This window comes from Brachybacterium fresconis, assembly GCF_017876515.1.
In the GTDB taxonomy this organism is placed as follows: domain Bacteria; phylum Actinomycetota; class Actinomycetes; order Actinomycetales; family Dermabacteraceae; genus Brachybacterium; species Brachybacterium fresconis.
Genome location: NZ_JAGIOC010000001.1, coordinates 2,775,747 through 2,798,745, shown reverse-complemented (window position 1 = coordinate 2,798,745; position 22,999 = coordinate 2,775,747). Strand labels below are relative to the sequence as shown.

Below are 22,999 nucleotides of genomic sequence, written 5' to 3'. Positions count from 1 at the left end.
ACCAATGTGCACATCCATGTGGATGATTCACGTGGAACCGCGGCGGGCAGGAGTCAGAGTGGGCGCGCACGGCCTCCATCGAGCTCCCGAGGCCGTCGGTCGAGCCTTTCCATCCCGACGAGAACAAGCGGCTTCTCTTTGCCATCCTTCCTCGGAGCATGGCCCTCTGGGCTGCTGATATTCAGGGCTGACGCGCTGCGTGGATATCTTTCGTCTCGTTCGAGCGGTGCTACATGGTTGTTTGACGTGAAACCGGTTCGCGGACGAGCAGGGCGAGAACACCTCAACGCCATGGTCTGGCACGCGTGCAGTCCTCGATCTATCGGCATCTTCCGGCCTCGAATGGGTCCGATCAAGCATTGTCGCTGCGTGCCGAAGGAGCCTCTCCTTCTGGCTACGCGTGGAAGGGCGCGCACTGGAGTGGGAGACGTGCGAGTGAGAGTAGCGGCGTTTCGCGTGAAACTGTCGGCGGTGCACGGCAGGAACGGTGAGGGCGGGTGACGGCTGAGGTGAGGGACCGAGGCATGCCTTTGTGGCCCCCGGACCCGACTGACCTGGGGTTCTGCGGCTTCCCCGACGCGCGGTGAACGCATCGCACCAGCGGTTCTCGTGAAACTGTCGTCCGGCTTGGTAGACCCGAGATGCGGTTTGTGTCACCAGGGGGTCCCAGTTGAGAGCCACGAGTTTCCCGTGAAACTCATCCCCGCTCAAACTGAACGGCGCAACGTTCGGTGCGGGTGAAGCGAAAGCGGGACTGCGGGCAGCTGTGGCCTGGGCGTCGCCCAGGGTAGAGACATCACGCTTTGAATGCAGACCCCCGTGATTTGCCGGTGATGTTTCCCGTGGAACGCGCTGACGTGACGCCAGTCTTTACACGAGTCTCCACGTGTCCCCGACCCCGATCCCGTCCTGATGGGGGTGCGACCCGCGTGGCCAGGCGTTCGGCGGATCGTGGACGGCTTGCCAGCTACCGCGCATAGACCAGGGCTAAGGGCGGTTGGCTTGGGGAGAATGGTGGTTGGACCATCGTCCACCTTCTGTGAGTTCGGGAGCCGACGCTTGCCGACGCGTCTGTCGAACTCTGCGCGCCGGGCCCCGTCATACGCCCCGCGGACTCGCCGACGTTTCACGGGAAACGACGTCAGCATCGTAACGCGCTACGTTTCATGGGAAACTAGGGCTGCGCCGTAGCGCGCTCCGTTCTACGCGAAACGTCGAGAACGGTCGGGCACGATGCCGAGCGGTCTTGATTCGATGTGCTGTGAACGCGGTGCGCGTGGACCACGGCAGGTTTTGGAGCCTATGAAGCTGCGGTCACACTCTCCACGTCCGTCGACCAACGGCATCGGCCACGCTGCCTCAGGAGCGATTCGGTCTCGAGGTCCTGACAGTTTCACGGGAAACTGCGCACGGTCCTTCTCGGGCTCGATACATTGGCTTCGGTGCGCTCGGCACTGCACACTGCCGTCGCCATCATGAACTCATGGGGTTCCACGGGAAACACCGTCCGGGTGACGTTCTGACGTGGAAGGCCGACCCCGACACTCTTGAGCCGAGCAGGATCGGTCACGCGGACTCTCGACTGTGGTTCCCGACGCGAGTGCGCTCCAGGCAGTCTCGCGGGTGTGCGACCCATGCTCGCCATCGAGTGTGGTCCGGCGACACCGAGGTCAGTGACGGGCTGCCTCCGCCCGGCCGCTCGTCCTGCGGGACCGATCAAGGGCGGCATCCGCCTCTCGTCCACCGGACGTGCCGACGCGCGCGAGCGAGTTTCACGGGAAACGGCATAGTTTTGTGTGGTGGAGGTGTGGACAGGTCCGGGCGCGGGTGGTGCACGGGTGTGTCGCCCGCTGGATGGGTGAAGGCATGTTCCCCGTGAAACCGAGCGGAGTTTATCGAACCACGATGGTCGCTCTTCCCCACGCACTTCGGTCCTGTCGGTCCTGGATCAGGTCGCTTCGCCAGCGGAATACTTGTCAGATGCAGACCACCCTCGTCGTCGCCCGGAACGGCGTGGAGCATCCGGTTTCACGCGAAACCTCGGTGAATGGGCGGAGCGGTTCAGCGTTTGCGCCGACGTTCGACGGTGGCCCCGGGATAGTGGCCCTCAGGGTGGCAGCCTGCGGAGGACGTCCGTCGCGCTGTTCTGATTGCCGTGATCATGCCGCGGAATCTCCCGCAGGTGTCGCGCGTTTCACGGGGAACCTTCTCCCCTCACCAGCCGACCGACCCATGGACGGAGCCTGAACGGAAGGAGAACATCTCGCTGTCGGTGGGACCGTCTGGCGTCGTAGGGCCCTGGAGAGTCGGGTTCTACGCGGTTCCACGTGGACCGACCATGCGCGGCTGCCGTGTGAGTTCCCGGCTCCGGTCTGGATTCGTAGCGGCTCCAGGACGGGACAGGCCGATGCGCAACGCCGCGTGGAGGACGTTGGTACCGGAACCTGGGACGGAGAGCCATGCCCTGTACACAGTGTGCGTAAGGTGTGGAAAAGTCTGCGATGGACATATGACCGATACTTCTCCAGTTGTGCATATGACAGGAAGTGTCTCGCGTGCGCCGACTGCGGCCCGGTGCCGTCGCCGCTGGTCAGGGCCGGCTCGTGGTGCCACGCGTGAGAAAAATCGACGCGAAGTTATCCACACGAGAGTGTGGATAACTCTGTGGACACACACGCACTGTGATGTGGATGGGGCTGTGGACGACCGTGTGGATAAGTCCGTCCGCCCCCGTGATCAGGGAGCGTCCTAGACACGTTGACAAGGATTCGCAGACGTGCGTTCGTCATCGGCGCACCGGGCGGGGGAACGGTCCCGCGGGGAGGTGCATCGGGCGTGGGAGGACGGTTTCGTGGGGCGGCGGAACTCAGGTACCGGATTCCGTGGGAGGCCCGAAGAGCTCAGCGACCATGTGCTTCGGCATCGCACCGCTGCGTCGTCGGGTGATCTGCCATGGCCCGCTGAGCACGACCTCGTTGCCGAGGACGTCGGTGGCGATCAGGTCGCGAACCGGCGTCACGGCGCTGTCTGCCGGGCTCCCCTGGGTGCTGCTCTTGGTCAGACGCAGCCAGGTGGGAATGGTCTCGACCCCGAGCCGGTCGAGCGTGTCCTCGCCGGCGTCCTCGAGCTCCAGGGACAGAACGGACGAACCCCAGCGTCGCGCGAGTTCGCGCAGCACCGTGGCCGCGGGCCGGGCCGGCGTGGACCAGCGGGTGCTCACCAGCAGCACGGCGACCTCGGTTCCGGGATCGGGATCGAGGCCGCCGCCCGGAGCAGTCATCGTGGAAGCTCCCGACCGGATACGACGGTGCTCAGCGTGCGTCGGACCCGACCGCCGCGACCGCGAGCGCGGCCTTGGCCTGCTCATCGGCCAGGGCTGCCTGGTCGGTCAGCCACCGCTCGGCGTCCAGCGCTGCCTGGCAACCGGTCCCGGCGGCGGTGACGGCCTGGCGGTAGGTGTGGTCCACGACGTCGCCGGCGGCGAACACGCCGGGTACCGATGTGTGGGTGGAGCGGCCCTGCACGACGATGTAGCCCTGCTCATCGAGCTCGAGCTTGCCCTTCAGCAGATCTGTGCGCGGCAGGTGGCCGATCGCCTCGAACACGGCGGTGGTCGGCATGACGCGCTCCTCGCCGGTGACGGTGTCGCGCAGCGTCACCGACTCGACCTTGTCGGCGCCATTGATGCTGACGATCTCGCTGTTCCACGCGAACTGCAGCTTGGGGTCGGCCTCCGCCCGGCGAGCCATGATCTTCGAGGCCCGCAGCTCGTCACGCCGATGGACGAGTGTCACGGACTTGCCGAACCGGGTCAGGAAGGTCGCCTCTTCGACGGCGCTGTCGCCGCCGCCGACGACGATGATGTCCTGGTCCTTGAAGAAGAACCCGTCGCAGGTCGCGCACCAGCTGACGCCCTTGCCGGAGAGCTGCTTCTCCCCGTCGATCCCGAGCTCGCGGTACGCCGAGCCGGTCGAGAGGATCAGCGTCTTCGCGCGGTACACGGTGCCGTCGTCGAGAGTGGCGGTCTTGATGTCGCCCTCGAGCTGGAGGTCGACGGCGTCCTCGTAGATGACCTCGGCGCCGAAGCGCTCGGCCTGCTCCTGCATCTGCGTCATCAGCTCCGGGCCCTGGATGCCCTCGGGGAAGCCGGGGAAGTTCTCGACATCGGTGGTGGTCATCAGGGCGCCGCCGGCATCCAGGGCCCCGGCGAGGACGATCGGCTTCATCTCGGCGCGGGCGGTGTAGATCGCCGCGGTGTATCCGGCGGGACCGGAGCCGACGATGACGACCTCATGGACGGTGTCGTCGGCCGTGGTCGCGGTCTCCGGCGCGGTTGCCGCGGTCGGTGCGGAGGGGGTGCCGATGATGTTCAGGGCCTGGATGGGCTGTGACATGAGGTGATGTCCTTTCAAAGGAGCAGTGGTGGTCTCAGGGAGTCCGCGTCGTGGTCTCAGGGGGTCCGCGTCCGGGCCGGGCCGGCCCGGGGGCGCGGAACGGGTGGTGGCGGGAGGCGGAGTGAACTCATAGGGAGCCGATCATGACGTCGCCGGACCACAGTCGGCTCTCGCCCCGGTCGCCCCCGTCCGCCGTGGCGGGGCCGCAGTCCGGGCGGACCACCGTGGCCGAGACGGTGCCGCCGTTCGCGCGCAGGGTCTCGCGGTCCGTGGGACCGTGCACGAGCAACCAGGCCTGTGACTCGTCGGCGCTCCATGCGACCTCCTCCATGATCAGAACCGAGTCCTGGACTCCCAGGGCCCGCAGGCACGCCGTGGCGTCGAAGCTCGTCGGCGGCTGGATCATGCCGGAGTCGACGAGCCTCTGCACCTCGGTGCCCAAGCTCGCCTCTGTCACAACGGGCAGACCGGAGGAATTCTTCCCGGCGCCCGATGCCTGCTCGACCGAGGAGGAGACGCTGTAGGAGCGGTTGCCCGTCGACGCCTCGAGCGTGACGGAGAGGAGCAGTCCGAGCAGAGCGGCCACGACCAGGGCGGTCAGCAGGAGCGGGACCGGGATGCCGAGCACGGCAACCGACTGCGGACGCCTCGTCACCCGGCGCCGGGACGCTCCTCGACGTCGCCACCGCGCGGGCAGCTCGCGGAGGCGACGCAGGGCAGAGTTCGTCGCCGGCCGGTCGGCGTCGTGAGGCGCCTCGGGGGTCATTCGACGCTGATCTCCGCGATCCGGGCACGGAACCGCCCCGCCTCATCGCTGTCCGGGGGAAGTTCGGGGATGTACACCATGACCTGGCCGGTCTCGACGGGTTCGTCGGGCTCCAGTCGCACCTCGCTGTCCCCCGCGAACTCCCCGGAGGCGAGGACGTCGCCAGGAGATCCGTCCTCGTTCACGGTGCGCAGCTCCAGGGTGCCGCCGGTGTTGCGGGCGGTCGTGACCGTGACGGCGGACAGCTCCGACTTCTCCGCGAGATCGATCCGGATGCCGACGCCGTCCTTCAGGCCCCCGAAGTCCGGGCTCGCGTAGTGCTGGGTGGACCAGTAGGTGCTGGGATCTCCGTCGGTGAGCCGGTCCTGCTGGTCGGTGTGATCGGGATCCCCGCCGCCGTGGGAGGACAGCTCGACGCCGTCGAGCTCCGGGGACGGCAGCTCGGGCTCCTCCGTGTTCTCGGCGGTCGGCTCGACGGGGGCCTCGCCGGTCTCCGTCTCCGTCGGTGCAGGTGCCGCAGAGGTGTCCAACGGATCGGCCATCCGGTCGCGCAGCCCGGAGGTCGCGGTGGTCACGGCGAAGACGGCGGCGATGATGGTCAACAGCACGGCACCGGCGATGATCCACTGCGACTGGCGGGAGCGCTCCTCGGGCTGCTGCGGCCCCCAGGCATAGCTGTCGGGGTCGTCGTGGTCGACCGCCACGCTGACCACGTCCCGCAGCAGCGAGCTGCGTGAGGCGGGGAGCGTGCTCTCCGCGGGCTCGTCGTCGAGGGAGGAGCGTCCACGTCCGTGGACCACGATCGGGCCGTCGACGGCCGCCGGGGCGACGGACTCGCCGCGACCGGTCACGGCCGCCGGATCTGCCGCGGAACCGCCTCCCGGAGCCTGTGACGGGGTCCGCGTCTCCGCCGGTGCGTGGGGATCGGTCGCGGGCGCGGGCGACCCGGCGGTGTCGGGTGAGGACGGAGCGAGCGGCCACTGGGTGCCCGAGGTGCGGGCGGGGACGTCGGCGGAGTGCGATCCCCCGGAGACCGCTGCGGCTCCCGCGCCCGCTGCGGCCGCGCCTCCGGCGGCGACCCCTGCAACGGCTGCTCCGGTGTCCGCTCCGTCGGCGGCCTCACCGGACGCAGGGCGCGCAGCGGTCCCCTGCTCGGAGGAGCTCGTCGCCCCAGGAGCCGTCCCGGACGGTTCGTCGCCCGTCGCGAGCGGGACCGGTTCCGGCGCGGTGATGTCGAGGTGGCCGGGGAACGGGCTGGTCCCACGCTTCTGGTCGAGGTGGAGGTCGTGCACGATGGCCTGGGCATCCGAAGAGCGGCGGGCGGATTCCTCCTCCGTGGCGCGCTGCGCGGCGGCACGCTCCGCATCATCCTGCTCGGCGCGGTCCTGCTGACCATCCTCGAGACCGCCCCGTGCTGCGTCGGTCGCTTCCGGACGGTCCGGCTGGGCAGGGTGCGCCGACTCGCGATCCCGGGAATCGTCCGCCGCCTCGGCGGCCCCGATCGCTCCCAGGGCTCCGGCCGCGCCGGCAGCCCCGGCCATGCCGGCCCCAGCGCCCGCGACACCCGCGGCGGTCGTCGAAGGGTGGGCGATCGTGTCCTCGTCCACCTCGGTCCCGGCCGACGTGCCCCGCGTGTCGCCCGACGTGGAGGCTTCCGTCGGCGACGCGGTCCGCGCGGCGGAGCCCTCCTCCGGCGAGTGCTCCGACGGTGCCGGATCCGCCACAGGACCTGCCGCGCCCGCCGTCGCCGCGGTCGCCGACGGCGCTTCCGGAGCGGGACGGTGGTGCGGGATCGGGTTCGGGTAGGCCTCCAGGGTGACCGGGATCGACTGCCAGGGTTCCAGCGCCGCGATCAGAGCCCGGGTCGTCTCGGGGATGTCGTCGGCCGACTCATTGAGCACCAGGTCGCACAGCAGGTCGAGATCCTGCGGGATCTCCGTGTCCACGACGGTGCTCGGCCGCGGCACGGTCCCGGAGGCATCATGCTGCGGGCTGCGACCGGTCAGGATCCGGTACAGCAGCGCGACCAGCGCGGCGGTGTCCTGGAACGACGCCGTCTCCCGCGATCGGTCCAGTCCGACGTGGGCCGCCGCTTCGACGCCGACGCCGAGGACCACGACAGCGCCCGTGCGGGTGTCCACGAACAGCCGGTTCGAGTCCAGCAGCTGGTGGCGGACGCCGCGCCGACGGGCCACCTCGAGGCCGGTCGCGGCCTCGCCGATGATCGAGCGGGCCGTCTCCGGGTGCAGAGGGGCCTTGCTCAGCAGCGCCGCCAGCGGCGGAGCTGGCGGCAGCGGATACTCCACGATCGTCGTCGGCCCGTCCTGGGCGGGTGCGTCGTCATCGCCCTCCCGCGGGTCGTCGAGCACGACGATCTCGCGAACCGGCAGCAGATGCGGGTCCTCCACCAGATACGCGCGCCGGACGGCATCTGCCGCCTCGAGAGCCGCCTCGCCCCGCACGATGAACAGGATGACGGACTCCCCGGTGGCCACTGTTCGGGCGCGGTGCCACACCGCGCCGTCGGCGATGCCGGACAGGGGGATCTTCCCCTCCAGGGTCCACCGAGAACGCAGTGCGTCCTGCTGCGGGATCGTGTTCACGAACCGTCCTTTACCTCGTCGTGCCCTCCTGCGCCCCTCACGAGCGTCACCATGCTACGAGGTCACCCTGGTACCGCGACGCGTCAACCGGGTCACGACACGCTGGGCGTAGCCGATCAGCTGACGGACCTCGCCCACCTTCAGCGCCCAGCCGATGGCGGCGAACACCACCGCCATCACCACCGCCACGACCCCGCCCAGCAGCACGGCAGTGGCCCGGTGCCACCAGATCAGGTCCCCGACCACGGTGACCAGCCCCGTCCCGACGGCCCAGCTGGCGACCGTGGCGGCGAGCAGCTTGCCCGTCGTGATCACCCCGGTGCGGATGCTCGGCGGCGTCGTGCCCAGGGCGGCCGCATGGCGGCGCAGCTGCCACATGCCGACCATCCAGGCCACGAGATTGCCGAGACTGGTGGAGCCGGCGGCGGCCATCGTCGCCCACATCGGATCCACGGTGGTCAGGATGACCGGGACCGCCGCGATGCTGATCAGGGCGATCGGGATCTGGGCGAGGAACGGGGTGCGGGCGTCCTCATAGGCATAGAACACCCGCTTGATCAGGTACAGCGCGGCGAAGGGCACCAATCCCAGCATGTAGGCGACCAGGACGGTGCCGTTGGCGCGGGCGGCGATCGGGCCGGTGCCGCCGCCGATCACCCACATGATCGGACCCGACAGGGCGATGAACACCGCGGTGCTCAGCATCATGGGCACCGCGAGCATGCGGTTGGTCTCCGCATACCGGGCCAGGGCACCGGCGTGGTCCCCGTCGACCGCCCGCCGCGAGATCGCGGGGAAGACGGCCGTGACCACGGCGACCGCGATGATGCCCTGCGGGATCATGAACGCCATGTACGCCCAGTCCATGGTCAGCAGCGCCGGGTAGCGGGCCGCCTTTTCGGGCTGGTCGTGCAGCTGTTCGGTCATCCGCACCGCGCCGCCGGTCGCCCAGCGGGAGGCCCAGATGCCCAGCTGGCCCAGCCCCAGCATCCCCAGCGTCCACAGTCCGATCCGGCTGAGCTTGCCCAGTCCCAGGCCGCGGAACCCCCAGCGGGGCCGCAGCCGCAGATCGAGCTTCTTGACGTACCAGAACAGGAACACCACCTGCGCGGCCGAGCCGCCGACGTTCATCGCCGCCATCGCGATGATCATCGACAGCGTCCAGTCCGCCGGCGAGCCGACCTCGCCCCAGGCGACGAGGAACATCCCGGCCCCGAGGATGCCGACGAGATTGTTGAGCACCGGTGCCCACTGGTACGGCCCGAAGGAGTCATGGGCGTTCAGCAGCTGTCCGCACATGACGTACAGCGCCGAGAAGAACACCTGCGGCATCATCCAGTACCCCAGCTGCACCGCGAGCCCGTAGGTCTCCGGCGGCAGCACACCGCTGGTCACGGTCAGCAGCACCGGGACCGCGAGCATGCAGACGACGGTGATGCCCAGCGAGACCACCGCGACCAGGGTCATCAGACGCGAGATGTAGTCGCTGCCCCGGTCCGGTCGTTTCACCGCCCGCACGATCGCGGGCACCAGGATGGCGTTCAGCGTGCCGCCGCCCACCAGCAGCCAGATCGTGTTCGGCAGGGTGTTGGCGGCGCTGAAGGCGCTCGCGGCCGAGGACGTCGAGCCCGCCAGGATGGCGCCGAACATGAAGTTGCGGACGAAGCCCAGCAGGCGCGAGACCATGGCTCCGGCGGCCATCACCACGCTGGCCTGCATCAGCTTCGAGCGGCTGGCGGGGACGCCGTGGCGGCGGTGACGGGGGACGTGCTGGACGCGTCCGGGGGTGCTCACGGGCGGTCCTCCTCGGGGCGGTCGGCGGTGGTGTCGGAGTGCGGGTCATCGGGGCGGGGGTCGTCGACGGGCGGCGAGCCGGCGTCCGCCGGCGGGATCCGCTCCCTCTCCTCGCGGGCCGCATCGTCCGTGTCGCCCGCGGCCTCCGCATCGTCCGTGCTGTCCGTGCTGGTGGGGAAGGGAGCGGGCGTCGAGCGTCCGGTCCGGGCCAGCTCCTCGGGATCCTCGGGTCCGTGGACCGCCGGAGCGCGGGTGGAGGCGCCGGTGCGGCGGGCCCGGGCCACGCCCACGACCACCAGCACCCCCATCGCGATGACCAGCACCAGCGTGGTCCAGTTCTCCCAGGCGGGGTTCACCGTCAGCGGCACCTGGACCGGTTCGGTCAGCGCCGTGCCGTCCTCGGTGGTCAGCACCGTGGTCAGCGTGACCGTGCCGTTGGCGACCGCGTCGACCGGGACGGTGGCGTCGACCTGGCCCCGGGCCGGGACCTCCACGGCCCCGTGCTCGCCGATCTGGACCAGGGGACGGTCCGAGCTGACCTCGGTGTGCACCGTGATCGGGGTGTCCAGGCCGTTGGAGATGGTGATCGGCACGCCCACGGAGTCGGAGATGAGGTTGTACCCGGAGGCGGGGACCACTTCGATCCGGGACTCCAGGGCCTCGGCCCGGGCGGCGGAGGCCTCGGCGCGCTGGGCCGGGATCTCGGGATGGCCTCGCCACCGGACCGAGACGGCGCCGAGCATCTCCCGCCGCGCCGGCTCCAGGGAGGAGTCGTCCTCCATCACCGTCGCCAGGGTGCCGAGGCGTCCCCAGGTGTCCTCGAGCGAGGAGAGCACCTCGGGGTCGAGCAGGTCGGGGTCCGCGGCGGTCTCGGGATGCTCCCAGCCGCCGTCCTCCGTGCGGGCCGCGGGCAGCACGTCGCCGCCGCCGAGCCGTCCCTGGGCATAGATCTCGTCCCCCTCGGCCCGGGGATCCGTGGTCGTCTCCTGCCCGGCCGCCGCGTCCAGCAGGTCGCCCGTCCGTCCGGAGGAGACCCACGGCGCCTCCTCGAGGGCGTCGAGGGTGGCGCCGGCCGCGGCGGGGTCCAGCGCGGCCTCGGGATCCGGGGAGATCAGCAGATGCCGCGGCGCGGTGGCGTACTCGGAGGCGATGGTCGCGGTCTCGGCGAGCAGGCGCTGCCGGGTCTGCTCGGTGTCGGCCTCGGCGGTGAGATGGGAGAACTCGTCCGAGAGCACGGGGTCGGGCGTCAGCAGCGGCAGCTGATCCCCGGAGTCGTCGGAGGATTCGTACATGCCCACCGAGCTCGGGGTGACGCTCGGGTGCAGGTCCGGCTGCACGGCGGCCGACGGCACGAGCGCCGCGGACGCCCCGACGTCGATCAGTCCGTCCAGAGTGTCGCCGGAGGCCGTCGGCCCCGGCACGCCCAGCGCTGTGGCCCGCGGCGAGATGCCCGAGTCCTCCCAGGTCGCCCGACCCTTCTCGGCCGCCACGGCGGCCAGGTCCTCGGCGCCCCCGGCGTTCAGGCTGACCAGGTCGGCCCGGCCGAAGGGCATGGCCAGCACGGTGCGGTCCCCGACCCCCTCCTGGAGCGTGGTCGCGAGCTCCTCGGAGCGCGGATCGGGCGCGTACTCGCGCGGCACCTGGGCGGACTCCTCATCCTGGGCGTCCTCGCCGCTGCCCTCCTCGGTGTCGACCGGCAGCAGCGGCGGATCCAGCAGCGCCGGGTCCAGCCACCAGTCGACGTCGTCGCGCAGAGCGAGCTGCTGCTGGTCGGCGAGGTGACCGGCGTCGAGGGACTCCTGGAGCGCCTGGGGATCGGTGATCGCGGCCGCAGGATCCGGGGCCGAGACGGGCAGCAGCACGGACTGGGTGATGCTCGCGGTCGCCTCCTCCGGGCGCCAGACCACGAAGGAGCGCAGAGCCGACAGCGGCTCCTCGCCGGAGACGGCGGTCAGGGAGATGCGACGGGTCCCCCAGAAGTAGGGGGCCTCGGAGTAGTCGAGCTCCTCGGCATCCACCTCGACGGTCACCGTCGCGGATTTCCCGGGAGCGATCTCGTCGACCTCCGCCGAGGTGGCGAGCGCCGCTCCGGAGGTGTCCGGGGAGGTGTCGGACTGCCAGGTCTCGAGCTTCTCGCGGTCGGTCACGCGGGCGGTGCGGGTGCGGAGCTGAAGGGCCACCGCCGACAGCGGCTCCGAGGAGGTGTTCGTCACCTCGACCTCCGCCGTCAGCGTGCCGCCCGGGGCCAGCGAGGTGGGTGTGAGGGAGACGAGATCCATGCTCACCGGCGCGGCGGGGTCCGTCTCCGGCGGTGCCGCAGGGGCGTCCATCCCGGCGGCGTCGGCGGCCGCGGCGCTCGGGAGCGGGCTCGCCGAGGCGCCCACCAGCACCGATGACGCCATGAGCAGTGCCGTCAGCAGTGCCGCGAGCACCGGGCGCACGGGTAGCGGGGACGACGGCATGGTGACACTGTAAGCGGCCGCTACCGTAGAGGGCCCCCGGGTGCACGAGACCCTTACATCGCGTCCGTCTCACGCCTGACCGCCCTCGACCCACGACAGGACCCCCCGTGCCCGATCCCCTCGACATCGTCGACCCCGCCGACGAGACCTCCGGCACCGCCGACCGGCTCGCCAGGGCCCGCATCCGGGCCGCCTCCATGTTCCGGGCGCTGCCCGAGGAGATCCACGACCTGGGCCGCCGGTTCGAGGCCGCCGGCTACGAGCTCGCCCTGGTGGGCGGGCCCGTCCGCGATGCTGTGCTGGGTCGCTCCAGCGCGGACCTCGACTTCACCACCTCCGCGCGCCCGGAGGAGACCGAGACGATCCTGCGGCAGTGGACGCACGACGGGGCGATCTGGGACATGGGCCGCGAGTTCGGCACCCTGGGCGGGGTCCGTGACGGCGTGAAGGTCGAGATCACCACCTATCGCACCGAGTCCTACGACTCCACCAGCCGCAAGCCGCAGGTCGCCTACGGCGAGACGCTCGAGGGAGACCTCTCGCGTCGCGATTTCACCGTCAACGCGATGGCGGTGCGGATCCCCTCGCTCGAGCTGGTCGACCCCTTCGACGGGCTGGCCGATCTCGCCCGGACGGTGCTGCGCACCCCCGTCGGCCCCGAGCAGTCCTTCACCGACGACCCGCTGCGCATGATGCGTGCTGTGCGCTTCGTCTCCCAGCTGGGCCTGCGCATCGAGGACTCCACGGCTGATGCGATCGAGGCCCTCGCCGAGCGCATCACCATCGTCTCCGCCGAGCGGGTGCGCGAGGAGCTCGTCAAGCTCATGCTCGGTGCCCACCCCCGCGGCGGCCTCGAGCTCCTGGTCGAGCTGGGTCTGGCCGCGCACGTGCTCCCGGAGCTGCCGGCGCTGAGCCTGGAGATCGACGAGCACCACCACCACAAGGACGTCTATCAGCACACCCTGACGGTGCTGGACCAGGCCATCGACCTCGAGAGCCCGGCAGGCTCCGGCGGACCCTGCGAGGCTCCGGACCTGGTGCTGCGGCTCGCCGCGCTGTTCCACGACATCGGCAAGCCCGCCACCCGACGCTTCGAACCGGGCGGCGTGGTCACCTTCCGCTTCCACGAGACCGTCGGCGCGAAGATGACGACGAAGCGGATGAAGGCGCTGACCTTCGACAAGGACACCACCAAGAAGGTGGCGCGTCTGGTCGAGCTGCACCTGCGCTTCCACGGGTACGCCGACGCTCCCTGGACCGATTCGGCGGTGCGGCGCTATGTCACCGATGCCGGCGACCTCCTCCAGCACCTGCACCGGCTCACCCGGGCCGACGTCACCACCCGCAATCGGCGCAAGTCGAAGGCTCTGGCGCGGGCCTATGACGAGCTCGAGGCCCGGATCGACGAGCTCGCCGAGCAGGAGGAGATCGACCGGATCCGTCCTGACCTCGACGGGAACCGGATCATGGAGGTCCTGGAGATCTCCCCGGGCCGTGAGGTGGGCGAGGCGTACAAGCATCTGCTCGAGCTGCGCATGGAGCACGGTCCGCTCGGTGAGGACCGGGCCATCGCCGAGCTGCGCACCTGGTGGGAGGCCCGTCAGCGGGGCTGAGGCAGTGCGGGGCGGCATGTGAATCTCGTGTGACGGTCCGTTCGGTCCGTGTGAGCGAGGCCGCACGAGACGTGCACACCCTGTGTGGTTCGACGCGGGGTCGTTCCGTCTCAGGGGGAGGCGTGATCATACTGGGAGGCCGTGCGCCGTCTCGACGCACCCCCGTTCGTCCCCTCGAAGGACCAGGAGCAGTCATGAGCGATTCCCGCCGCTCGTCCCGTGGCTCGTCGGGCCGATCCTCGCGATCGAAGTCCTCGGCGAGCGGTGGCGCACGCCGTGCAGCCGGAGTGCGCCGCGCGTCCTCCGGCAAGCCGGCGGGCAAGGGCTCGGAGCCCAAGGGCACCAGCCGCACTGCCAGGACCTCCGGGTCGGGTGCCGCAGCAGCGGGAGCCGCGAAGGGTGCCTCTGCCAAGGGTTCCTCCGCGAAGAGCTCTGCGGCGAAGGGATCCGGCGCGTCCAGCTCCCCGAAGTCCACCTCCCGGACCTCTGCCCCGGGTGGGGCGGCCGCCTCGACGGCGGCATCGTCCTCGTCCGCGGACACCGGCGGGCGCACCTCCGTCAATTCCCGCCACGCACGCCCGGGGGCGAAGAGCGCCGCAGCCACGACGGCCGCCGCGGGCGGTGCCGGGCGCGCAGGGGCCGGAGGAAGGGGCAGGAAAGCGGCGGCGACCAACTTCCTGAACTACCCCCGCGCCGGGGCCAAGAACCCGTGGCGCTGGATCCCCTCCCTCCGACTGATCGTCGGCGCGATGGCGCTGCTGGTCCTGTGCGGTCTCGGCTTCGCCGTGTGGCTGTACAACGACACCGAGGTGCCCGAGCCCTCCGATTTCGCCCTGGCCCAGACCAGCCGCGTCTACTTCTCCGACGGAGAGACGGAGATGGGCACGTTCAGCGAGATCAACCGCACCGAGCTGTCCTCGGACGAGATCCCGCAGAACATCAAGGACGCGGTGGTCGCCAGCGAGGACGAGAGCTTCTACGAGAACCGCGGAGTCTCCCCGCGCGGCATCGTCCGCGCCCTGGTCAACAACCTCTCCGGAGGCTCCCGCCAGGGCGCCTCGACCATCACCCAGCAGTACGTCGAGCGGTACTACACCGGCACCACCACCTCCTACGTCGGCAAGGCGAAGGAGGCGGTGATGGCGCTGAAGATCGACCAGGAGCTCAGCAAGGACGAGATCCTCTCGAGATACCTCAACACCATCTACTTCGGGCGGGGTGCCTACGGCGTGCAGGAGGCCTCCCAGGCGTACTTCGGCAAGGACGCCTCCGAGCTGACCGACGAGGAGGCCGCGCTGCTGGTGGCCGTCATCCCCGGCCCGTCCGCCTACGATCCGGCGAACAACAAGGAGAAGTCCGTCCAGCTCTGGGACCGGGTGATCTCGCGACAGGTCAACGTCGGCCAGCTGACGCCCGAGACGGCCGACGCGATGCAGTTCCCCGAGACCATCGAGCCCCAGAGCGAGAACTCGCTCGGGGGGACCAACGGGTATCTCCTGGCCCAGGTGCGCAGCGAGCTCCTCGAACAGGGCTTCACCGAGGAGGAGATCAACACCGGCGGCTTCACGATCGTCTCCACGATCGACCCGGCCATCCAGGAGAACACGGTCCAGGCGGTCGAGAACCTGCCCGAGGACCGGCCCGAGCGCAACCACGTCGGCACCGTGACGATCGATCCGTCCACAGGGGCCATCAAGGCGATGTACGGCGGGGAGGACTTCGTCACCCAGCCGCGCAACGACGCCACCCAGTCCCGCATGCAGGCCGGGTCGATCTTCAAGACCTTCACCCTGATCGCGGCCCTGGAGGACGGCTACCCGCTGGACTCCCGCTGGGACGGCAACTCCCCGAAGACCTTCCCCGGCTGGACCGTCAAGAACTTCTCGGACACCGACTACGGGCGCGTGACGCTGGAGAAGGCGACCGCCAGCTCGATCAACACCGCGTATGCGGAGGTCAACACCGAGATCGGTCCGGAACGCACCGAGGAGACCGCCATCGCGCTCGGGCTGCCGGAGACGACCCCGGGCCTGGATGCCGATGTGTCCAACGTGCTCGGCACCGCCTCCCCCACGGTCACGGAGATGGGCGAGGTCTACTCGACCATCGCCGCAGGCGGCGTGCACCACGGCTCGCACATCGTCAAGAACGTGACCCGCCCCGACGGATCGACCCGGTACGAGTTCCAATCCGAGGAGCGGCGGGTCATCGACGAGGACGTCGCGATCAACGCGACGGTCGCCCTGCAGGGTCCGCCGACGACGGGCTCCGCCCGTGACCTCCAAGGAGTGATGAACGGGCGGGAGATCGCCGGCAAGACCGGAACCTCCGAGAGCTTCCGCTCCGCCTGGTTCGTGGGCTTCACCCCGCAGCTGGTCACGGCGGTGGGAATGTTCCAACCGTCGGAGGACGGCACCTCCGAGGAGCAGCTGACGCCCTTCGGGGGCGAGGAGAACATCACCGGCGGCACCTTCCCGACGCAGATCTGGGGAGACATCATGTCGCCCTCCCTCGAGGGCCAGGAGATGCTGCAGTTCCCGGCGCAGGTCCAGTTGGACAACGAGACCCGCGAGCGCAGCTACACGCCGCCGCCCCCGCCGCCGTCCCAGGAGGAGGAGCCCAACGAGGAGCCCACGGACGAGCCCAGTGAGGAGCCCTCGGACGAGCCCAGCGAGGAACCGTCGGAGGAGCCCAGCGAGGAGCCGTCGGAGTCCCCGAGCGAGGAGCCCAGCGAGGAATCCTCGGAATCCCTCAGCGAGGAGCCCTCGGACGAGCCCAGCGAGGAGCCGTCGGAGTCCCCGAGCGAGTCGCCGGCGAACGAGGGCGACGACCAGGAGGCGAGCCGACCCACGCAGGGGAACGAGCCCGAGGGAGGCGTCGACGGGAACGCTTCGGAGGACCCCGCCGGGGTCGACCCCGCCGATCGGGCCGATGCCCTGCCCTCCGCGGAACCGGCCACGACCCGGGAGGACGGCAGCGCCTGATCCGCGCCGGGGCCGCTGTGTTACCCGGATCACGGCGACGACGGGAACCTCGGGTGTTCCCTGCCGAATTTCGTGAGGTTAGTCTTGCCTAAGTCGCCGGCAGGTCCGGCGGCCGTGCCCGTCCCTCACCCGCAGGAGAGCCATGACCGTCCCCACCCGTCCGACCCGCCGCGCCTGGCTCGGTGGTGTCCTCGTCGCACCGCTCGCGCTCGCCGCCTGCAGCGCGGAGGGTGACGGCGACGGCTCCGGTGCCTCCGACGGCGGCGGGTCGGGAGGCTTCGCGCCGGTGACGATCGAGCACGCGCTGGGCAGCGCCGAGATCACGGAGAAGCCGCAGCGGATCGTCACCCTCGGCCAGGGATCGGCGGAGACTGCCATCGCGCTGGGGATCATCCCCGTCGGCATCGAGGAGTACGCCTGGGGCGCGGACGACACCGGCTACCTGCCGTGGATCCACGAGGCGGTCACCGAGGCCGGTGCTGACCTGCCCGAGCAGTTCACGGGCGGCACCGAGCTCGACGTCGAGGCGGTCCTCGCGCTCGCGCCCGACGTCATCCTCGCGCCCTGGTCCGGCGTGACCCAGGAACAGTTCGACATCCTCACCGACATCGCCCCCACCGTCGCCTACGCCGAGCAGCCCTGGGTGATCACCTGGCAGGAGCAGATCACCACGATCGGGAAGGCCCTGGGCGAGGACGAGCCCGCCGCCGGCCTGATCGAGGAGATCCACGCGCGATTCGAGAAGGCCGCGCAGCCGGAGTACGCCGACTACACCTTCTCCTTCATCTACAACTCCGGTCCCGGCACTCTCGGCGTCTTCTACGAGGACGAGCAGCGGGTGGCGATGGTCCGTGCGCTCGGCCTCACCGTCGACCCCGTCACCCAGGAGCTGGGCGAGTGGGACGTGCCCGGGACCGATTCGGCCATGATCGGTCTGGAGAACGCGGACCTGCTGGCCGACTCGGACCTCATCATCACCTTCTACTCCGACGAGGCCAACCGCACGGAGATCGAGGCCCAGGACCTCTACGCCTCGATCCCGGCCATCGAGGCGGGCGCGGTCGTCGCGCCGACGGACCACTCCTTCGTCACCGGCTCCTCGATCATCACCCCGCTGACGGTTCCGTGGGCCCTGGAGCGCTACCTCCCCATGATCGACGAGGCCATCGCGCAGGTCCCCACGGCCTGAGGTGAGCAGGACCGAGTTCGCCCCGCATGCCCCGGCCGACGACCTGTCGGCCGGGCCGTCGGTCGAGCCCGGGCCTGCCGCGTTCGAGGTGGACGGGGCCCGACGCCTCTCACCCTGGCTGGTGCTGATGGCGGTCATCGTGCTGCTCGGGATCGCCGCGACAGCGAGCCTCGCACTCGGGGCGCGAGCCGCGAGCCCGTCGGAGGTGTGGACCGCCCTGCGCGGGGGCGGGCAGGAGCATCTGCGACAGGTGGTCGCCGCCCGGGAGCCCCGTACGGTGCTCGGCGCCGTCGTCGGGGCCGCCCTGGCCGCGTCCGGGCTCCTCATCCAGGGGGTTACCCGCAATCCGCTCGGCGAACCGGGCCTGCTGGGCGTGACCAGCGGCGCCTCCGCCGCGGTGGTGACCGCGACCGCCTTCTGGGGCTTCTCCGGCGGCGGAGCGACCGTCTGGGTCGCCCTGCCCGGGGCGCTGCTCGCCGTGGTGGTGGTCCATCTGCTGGGCCGGCCCGCGGGCTCCCACTCCGTCGTGCCGCTGATCCTGGCCGGCGCCGTGATCTCCGCCGTGCTGTATGCGTACATCCAGGCGATGATCCTGACCCGCCCCGACGTCTTCGACTCCTACCGCCACTGGGTGGTGGGCTCGCTGGCCGGCTCCTCCTATGCCACCCTCGCCGCCGTCGCTCCGGCGCTCGTGCTCGGCCTGGTGCTGGCGGTCGGGGTCGCGCCGGGCCTGAACCTGCTGGCCCTGGGCGATGACGTCGCCACCTCGCTCGGCACGCCGGTGGGACTGCTGCGCACCGGTGCGATCCTGGCCGCGACCCTGCTGGCGGCCGCCGCCACCGCGGCCGTCGGACCGATCGCCTTCGTCGGCCTCGCCGTCCCTCACCTGGCGCGCGGTCTCGTGGGCAGCGATCATCGCTGGCAGCTGCCGATCTGCCTGCTGCTGGGGGCCGCCCTGCTGCTGGGCTCCGACGTCCTCGCCCGGGTGATCGTCCGCCCCCAGGAGCTGATGGTCGGGGTGGTCACGGCGTTCCTCGGCGCCCCGTTCCTGCTGTGGTCCGTACGGCGCGGGAAGGTGACGACCTGATGGATCGCGCGCTGATCTCCCGGGCGCTGAGGTCCCGCCCGCTGGCCATCGGGGCTGCGGTGATCGCGGCGATCCTCGCCGGGGCCGTGGCCACCCTGGCCTGGGGCGAGCTCGGGGTCCGGCCCGGCGAGCTGGTCTCCGCGGCGCGGGGTGATGCCGGCACGAAGGTCACCTTCGTGCTGGAGCGCCTGCGCGGGCCCCGTCTGCTGGTCGGCATCGGCGCGGGCATCGCCCTCGGGCTGGCCGGAGCACTGTTCCAGACCGTCACCCGCAACCCCTTGGGCAGCCCCGATGTGATCGGCATCGGGGCCGGCGCCGGTGCCGGGGTGGCTCTGTCGACCCTGCTGGCCCCGGGCCTGGTGCCCGCCCCCGTGGGCGCCCTGCTCGGAGCCGCCGCGGCCATCGGCCTCGTCCACGTCTCCACCGGCCTCGGCTTCGCCTCCCCGGCCCGCGTGATCATCACCGGCATCGGGGTCTCCGCGATGGCGCTGGCCGTGACGCAGTACGTCGTGGCCGTCGCCCTGCGGGACCGCTCCTCCCAGCTCGCCGGCTACCTGGTGGGCACCCTGAACTCCCGCAGCCTCGACCAGGCCGCGCTGATCGGCATCGCCCTGGTGGTGCTGATCCCCGGGATCGCGCTGGTCTCCCACGACCTGCGGATGATGGACCTGGGCGATGAGCTGGCCGACGCTCTCGGCGGCTCCGCCCTGCGCACCCGGACCGCGGCGATCGGCCTGTCCGTGCTGCTGGCGGCGGCAGCGGTCGCGGTCGCCGGCCCCGTCTCCTTCGTGGCCCTGGCCGCCCCCCATATCGCCCGCCGTTCGGCCGGCGCCCCCGGCCCGCAGCTCGTGCTGTCCGCGCTGGTCGGGGCGCTGATCATGGTGCTGGCCGACCTCGCCGTCCAGCACGTGGCCCCGGTCAAGGACCTCCCCGTCGGCGTCATCACCGCCGGCCTGGGCGGCGTCTATCTGGGCTACCTCCTGCTCGCCGAATGGAAGAGGTCCGACGCATGAGCGCACCCGATACCGCCTCGTCCCTGCGTCTGGCCGCGGCGACCGTCGCCTACGGCGAGAGGCCCGTCCTGGCCGGCCTCGACTTCACGGTCCCGCGCGGCGCCTTCACCGCGGTGATCGGCCCCAACGGCTGCGGCAAGTCCACGCTGCTGAAGACCCTCGCGCGCACCCTGCGCCCGCGGGCCGGAGCGGCCCTGCTCGATGAGCGGCCGCTCGCCCGCTGGTGGCCGAAGGCCGTCGCCCGACGCATCGCTCTGCTGCCGCAGGACCCGGTCGTCCCCGAGGGCATCACGGTGCGGGCCCTGGTGGGACGGGGCCGCCACCCGTACCACTCGCCGCTGCGGCAGTGGTCGCCCGGGGACGACGAGGCGGTCGCGTCCGCCCTCGCCGCCACCGGCGTCGGGCAGATCGCCGAGCGCCCGGTGGCGGGTCTGTCCGGAGGGCAGCGCCAGCGGGTGTGGGTCGCGATGGTCCTCGCCCAGGACACCGAGTACGTGCTGCTGGACGAGCCCACCTCCTTCCTCGACGTCGCCCACCAGATCGATGTGCTGCATCTGTGCCAGGACATGCGTGAGCAGGGGCGCACCGTCGTCACCGTCCTGCACGACCTCAACCAGGCCGCCCGCTACGCCGACCACCTGGTGGTGATGGACTCCGGCCGGATCGTCGCCTCCGGCGCGCCCGAGGAGGTGCTCTGTCAGGAGCTGGTGGCCGAGGTGTTCGGACTGCGCGCGCAGATCGCGGCCGACCCGCAGAGCGGTTCGCCGATGGTGGTGCCGATCCGTCGCGATCGCTGACCAGGGAAGTACCTGACATCGATGGGAGGACGACGGACGGTGCCGTGACGACCACGACCATCACCGTGGGGCCATGATTCGAGCGCCTGAGATCAGAGCCTGACATCGATGTCAGGCCCCGGCGGGAGGCGCGCGAGGTCCTCGCCGCCCCGGGGCCGGTTGTGACCCCGGGCGCACGTCGCGCCCGCCCCTGGTCCCCGACGGAGGTGACAGGTAGGCTTGGCCGGTCCGTGGCGTGCGTCGCCGACGCCCGCGCGGATGGCATGAACCCTCCTGCCACGGAGAGACCGTGGCCGTAGAGACCACAGGAGGTGGGTACCAGAACATGCGTAAGTACGAAATGGTCGTGATCCTCGACCCGTCCGTCGACGAGCGGACCATCACCGAGACCTTCGAGAAGCTCGTGCAGGTCATCCCCAACGAGGGTGGCTCCATCGACAACGTCGACATCTGGGGCAAGCGGAAGTTCGCCTACGAGATCGACAAGAAGGTCGAGGGCATCTACATCGTCTTCACCTTCACCGCGAAGGCCGAGACCTCGCAGGAGCTGGACCGCCAGCTCGGGCTCAACGAGTCCGTCATGCGCACCAAGGTCATGCGTCTCGACGCCCGGTGACCTCCGGTCACTGACCCCCGCACCACACCTGAAGCCCCTGGAGCTAAGGAGCACCCATGGCGAATGACACCGTCATCACGGTGATCGGCAACCTCACCGCTGATCCCGAGCTGCGTTTCACGCAGTCCGGCATCGCGGTCGCGTCGTTCACCATCGCGTCCACCCCGCGCATGTTCGACCGTCAGGCGAACGAGTGGAAGGACGGCGAGGCTCTGTTCCTGCGCTGCTCCATCTGGCGCGACGCCGCGGAGAACGTGGCCGAGTCGCTGGAGAAGGGCGCCCGCGTCGTCGCACAGGGCCGCCTGAAGCAGCGCTCCTTCACCGACCGTGAGGGCAACAACCGCACCAGCATCGAGCTCGACGTCGACGAGATCGGCCCCTCGCTGCGCTACGCGACCGCGAAGGCCAACAAGGTCCAGCGCGGCGGCGGACGCGGCGGTCAGGGCGGCTTCGGCGGCGGTGCCCCGCAGGGTGCGCCGCAGGGCGGTGGCCAGGGTGGTTACGGCGGTCAGGGCGGTTACAACAACGCGCCCCAGGGCGCCCCTGCCGCCGATCCGTGGGCCGGTGGCGGCAACCAGGGCGGGTACGACGACCCTCCCTTCTGATCGTGACCGGGGACGCCGCACGAGCCTGAGCTCGTGAGGCCGACCGACTCGATCGCTGCAGTTCCAGATCCATTCCATCCCGGGTGCATGCCCGGGCTCCCCTCAGAAAGAAGGAGCACCACGATGGCCAAGCCCTCACTTCGTCCCCCGAAGAAGAAGCTGAACCCGCTGAAGGCCGCCGGTCTCGAGACCGTCGACTACAAGGACGCCGCGCTGCTGCGCAAATTCGTCTCCGACCGCGGCAAGATCCGTGCCCGTCGGGTCACCGGCGTCACCGTCCAGGAGCAGCGCAAGATCGCGAAGGCCGTGAAGAACGCCCGCGAGATCGCTCTCCTGCCGTACTCGACCTCCGGCCGCTGAGCGAGGAAGGGAAGCATATGACCAGCAAGCTCATCCTCACCCACGAGGTCACGGGGCTCGGTACCGCCGGGGACGTCGTCGACGTCCGCGACGGCTTCGCGCGCAACTTCCTGCTGCCCCGCGGTCTCGCCACCCCGTGGACCAAGGGCGGTCAGCGTCAGCTCGACCAGATCCGCGCGGCCCGCGGCAAGCGTGCGATCGCCAGCCTCGACGAGGCCCAGGCCCTCAAGGCGACCCTCGAGTCCAAGCCCGTCGTGCTCTCCGAGCGCGCTGGGGACAACGGCCGCCTCTTCGGCGCCGTGGCCTCCAAGGAGGTCGCCGAGGGCGTGAAGGCGATGTTCGACAAGGACATCGACCGTCGCACCGTCGAGTTCCCGACGCCGATCCGCTCGCTCGGCGAGCACAAGGCCACCGTGCGCCTGCACGAGGACGTCTTCGCGACCCTCGCCCTGCAGGTCGTCGCGGCCAAGGGCGCCCCCGCCGCCAAGGCCTGATCGACGTACTGCGAGATCCGAGCGGTAGGAGATCAGGCGGCTGACCAAGGCCTGATCGACGTACTGCCGTCTCCTGCCATCGAGACCGACCTTCGGAACACTTTCACTCGAGGAAGATGTTCCGAAGGTCGGTCTCGATCTGGTGGAGACGTCGATCTCGACGCGTCGGTCCGCTGTGGTGCTCGTCGATGAGCACCGACATCCGCCGGGTCCCGGGACTGG

16 protein-coding genes are annotated in these 22,999 nt (G+C 70.5%); 10 read left to right on the top strand and 6 right to left on the bottom strand.

Going from position 1 to position 22,999, the window contains the following annotated elements; genetic code table 11:
* Positions 1-2,866: 2,866 nt before the first annotated feature.
* The 6 genes from JOF44_RS12620 to JOF44_RS12595 form a co-directional block, all read right to left on the bottom strand.
* Positions 2,867-3,280 carry a hypothetical protein gene (locus JOF44_RS12620; RefSeq protein ID WP_209891852.1) on the bottom strand — a complete coding sequence of 138 codons (414 nt, stop codon included), beginning with the start codon at positions 3,278-3,280 and terminating at the stop codon, positions 2,867-2,869.
* Positions 3,281-3,311: 31 nt separating this feature from the next.
* Positions 3,312-4,394, bottom strand: coding sequence for a thioredoxin-disulfide reductase (trxB, locus tag JOF44_RS12615; protein WP_209891849.1), 1,083 nt, complete (start codon positions 4,392-4,394; stop codon positions 3,312-3,314).
* Between the two features lie 127 nt (positions 4,395-4,521).
* Positions 4,522-5,049, bottom strand: coding sequence for a hypothetical protein (locus JOF44_RS12610; RefSeq protein ID WP_209891846.1), 528 nt, complete (start codon positions 5,047-5,049; stop codon positions 4,522-4,524).
* A 107-nt stretch (positions 5,050-5,156) separates the two neighbouring features.
* A complete protein-coding gene (locus JOF44_RS12605; RefSeq protein ID WP_209891843.1) occupies positions 5,157-7,763 on the bottom strand; it encodes a hypothetical protein in 2,607 nt (868 codons plus the stop codon).
* A 54-nt stretch (positions 7,764-7,817) separates the two neighbouring features.
* Entirely contained in the window at positions 7,818-9,557 is a 1,740-nt protein-coding gene (gene murJ / locus JOF44_RS12600) for a murein biosynthesis integral membrane protein MurJ (protein ID WP_209891840.1), read from the bottom strand.
* Positions 9,554-12,019 (bottom strand): DUF6049 family protein, encoded by a 2,466-nt coding sequence (locus JOF44_RS12595; protein WP_209891837.1) that lies wholly within the window; start codon positions 12,017-12,019, stop codon positions 9,554-9,556. The genes murJ and JOF44_RS12595 overlap by 4 nt, the downstream gene beginning before the upstream one ends.
* A gap of 197 nt (positions 12,020-12,216) precedes the next feature.
* On the opposite strand from JOF44_RS12595, the gene JOF44_RS12590 reads away from it, so the two are divergent.
* The 10 genes from JOF44_RS12590 to rplI all read left to right on the top strand — a co-directional run bounded on the left by JOF44_RS12590 (position 12,217) and on the right by rplI (position 22,777).
* The gene (locus JOF44_RS12590; RefSeq protein ID WP_209895986.1) at positions 12,217-13,632 is read left to right on the top strand and encodes a CCA tRNA nucleotidyltransferase; all 1,416 of its coding nucleotides are present in this window, start codon (positions 12,217-12,219) and stop codon (positions 13,630-13,632) included.
* A gap of 194 nt (positions 13,633-13,826) precedes the next feature.
* Positions 13,827-16,616 (top strand): transglycosylase domain-containing protein, encoded by a 2,790-nt coding sequence (locus tag JOF44_RS12585; protein ID WP_209891834.1) that lies wholly within the window; start codon positions 13,827-13,829, stop codon positions 16,614-16,616.
* Between the two features lie 142 nt (positions 16,617-16,758).
* Positions 16,759-17,805, top strand: a complete 1,047-nt coding sequence (locus JOF44_RS12580; RefSeq protein ID WP_209891831.1) for an iron-siderophore ABC transporter substrate-binding protein — start codon at positions 16,759-16,761, stop codon at positions 17,803-17,805.
* Between the two features lies 1 nt (position 17,806).
* Positions 17,807-18,892 (top strand): FecCD family ABC transporter permease, encoded by a 1,086-nt coding sequence (locus tag JOF44_RS12575; RefSeq protein WP_342591774.1) that lies wholly within the window; start codon positions 17,807-17,809, stop codon positions 18,890-18,892.
* Positions 18,892-19,905: a FecCD family ABC transporter permease gene (locus tag JOF44_RS12570; protein WP_209891828.1), complete on the top strand. Its 1,014-nt coding sequence runs from the start codon at positions 18,892-18,894 to the stop codon at positions 19,903-19,905. The genes JOF44_RS12575 and JOF44_RS12570 overlap by 1 nt, the downstream gene beginning before the upstream one ends.
* A complete protein-coding gene (locus JOF44_RS12565; RefSeq protein WP_209891825.1) occupies positions 19,902-20,702 on the top strand; it encodes an ABC transporter ATP-binding protein in 801 nt (266 codons plus the stop codon). The genes JOF44_RS12570 and JOF44_RS12565 overlap by 4 nt, the downstream gene beginning before the upstream one ends.
* Positions 20,703-21,027: 325 nt before the next feature.
* Positions 21,028-21,318: a 30S ribosomal protein S6 gene (gene rpsF / locus JOF44_RS12560; RefSeq protein ID WP_209891822.1), complete on the top strand. Its 291-nt coding sequence runs from the start codon at positions 21,028-21,030 to the stop codon at positions 21,316-21,318.
* 56 nt (positions 21,319-21,374) lie between these two features.
* Positions 21,375-21,923, top strand: a complete 549-nt coding sequence (locus tag JOF44_RS12555) for a single-stranded DNA-binding protein (protein WP_209891819.1) — start codon at positions 21,375-21,377, stop codon at positions 21,921-21,923.
* A gap of 123 nt (positions 21,924-22,046) precedes the next feature.
* Positions 22,047-22,283: a 30S ribosomal protein S18 gene (gene rpsR, locus JOF44_RS12550; RefSeq protein ID WP_209891816.1), complete on the top strand. Its 237-nt coding sequence runs from the start codon at positions 22,047-22,049 to the stop codon at positions 22,281-22,283.
* A gap of 17 nt (positions 22,284-22,300) precedes the next feature.
* Positions 22,301-22,777, top strand: a complete 477-nt coding sequence (rplI, locus tag JOF44_RS12545; protein ID WP_209891813.1) for a 50S ribosomal protein L9 — start codon at positions 22,301-22,303, stop codon at positions 22,775-22,777.
* Positions 22,778-22,999: the final 222 nt, after the last annotated feature.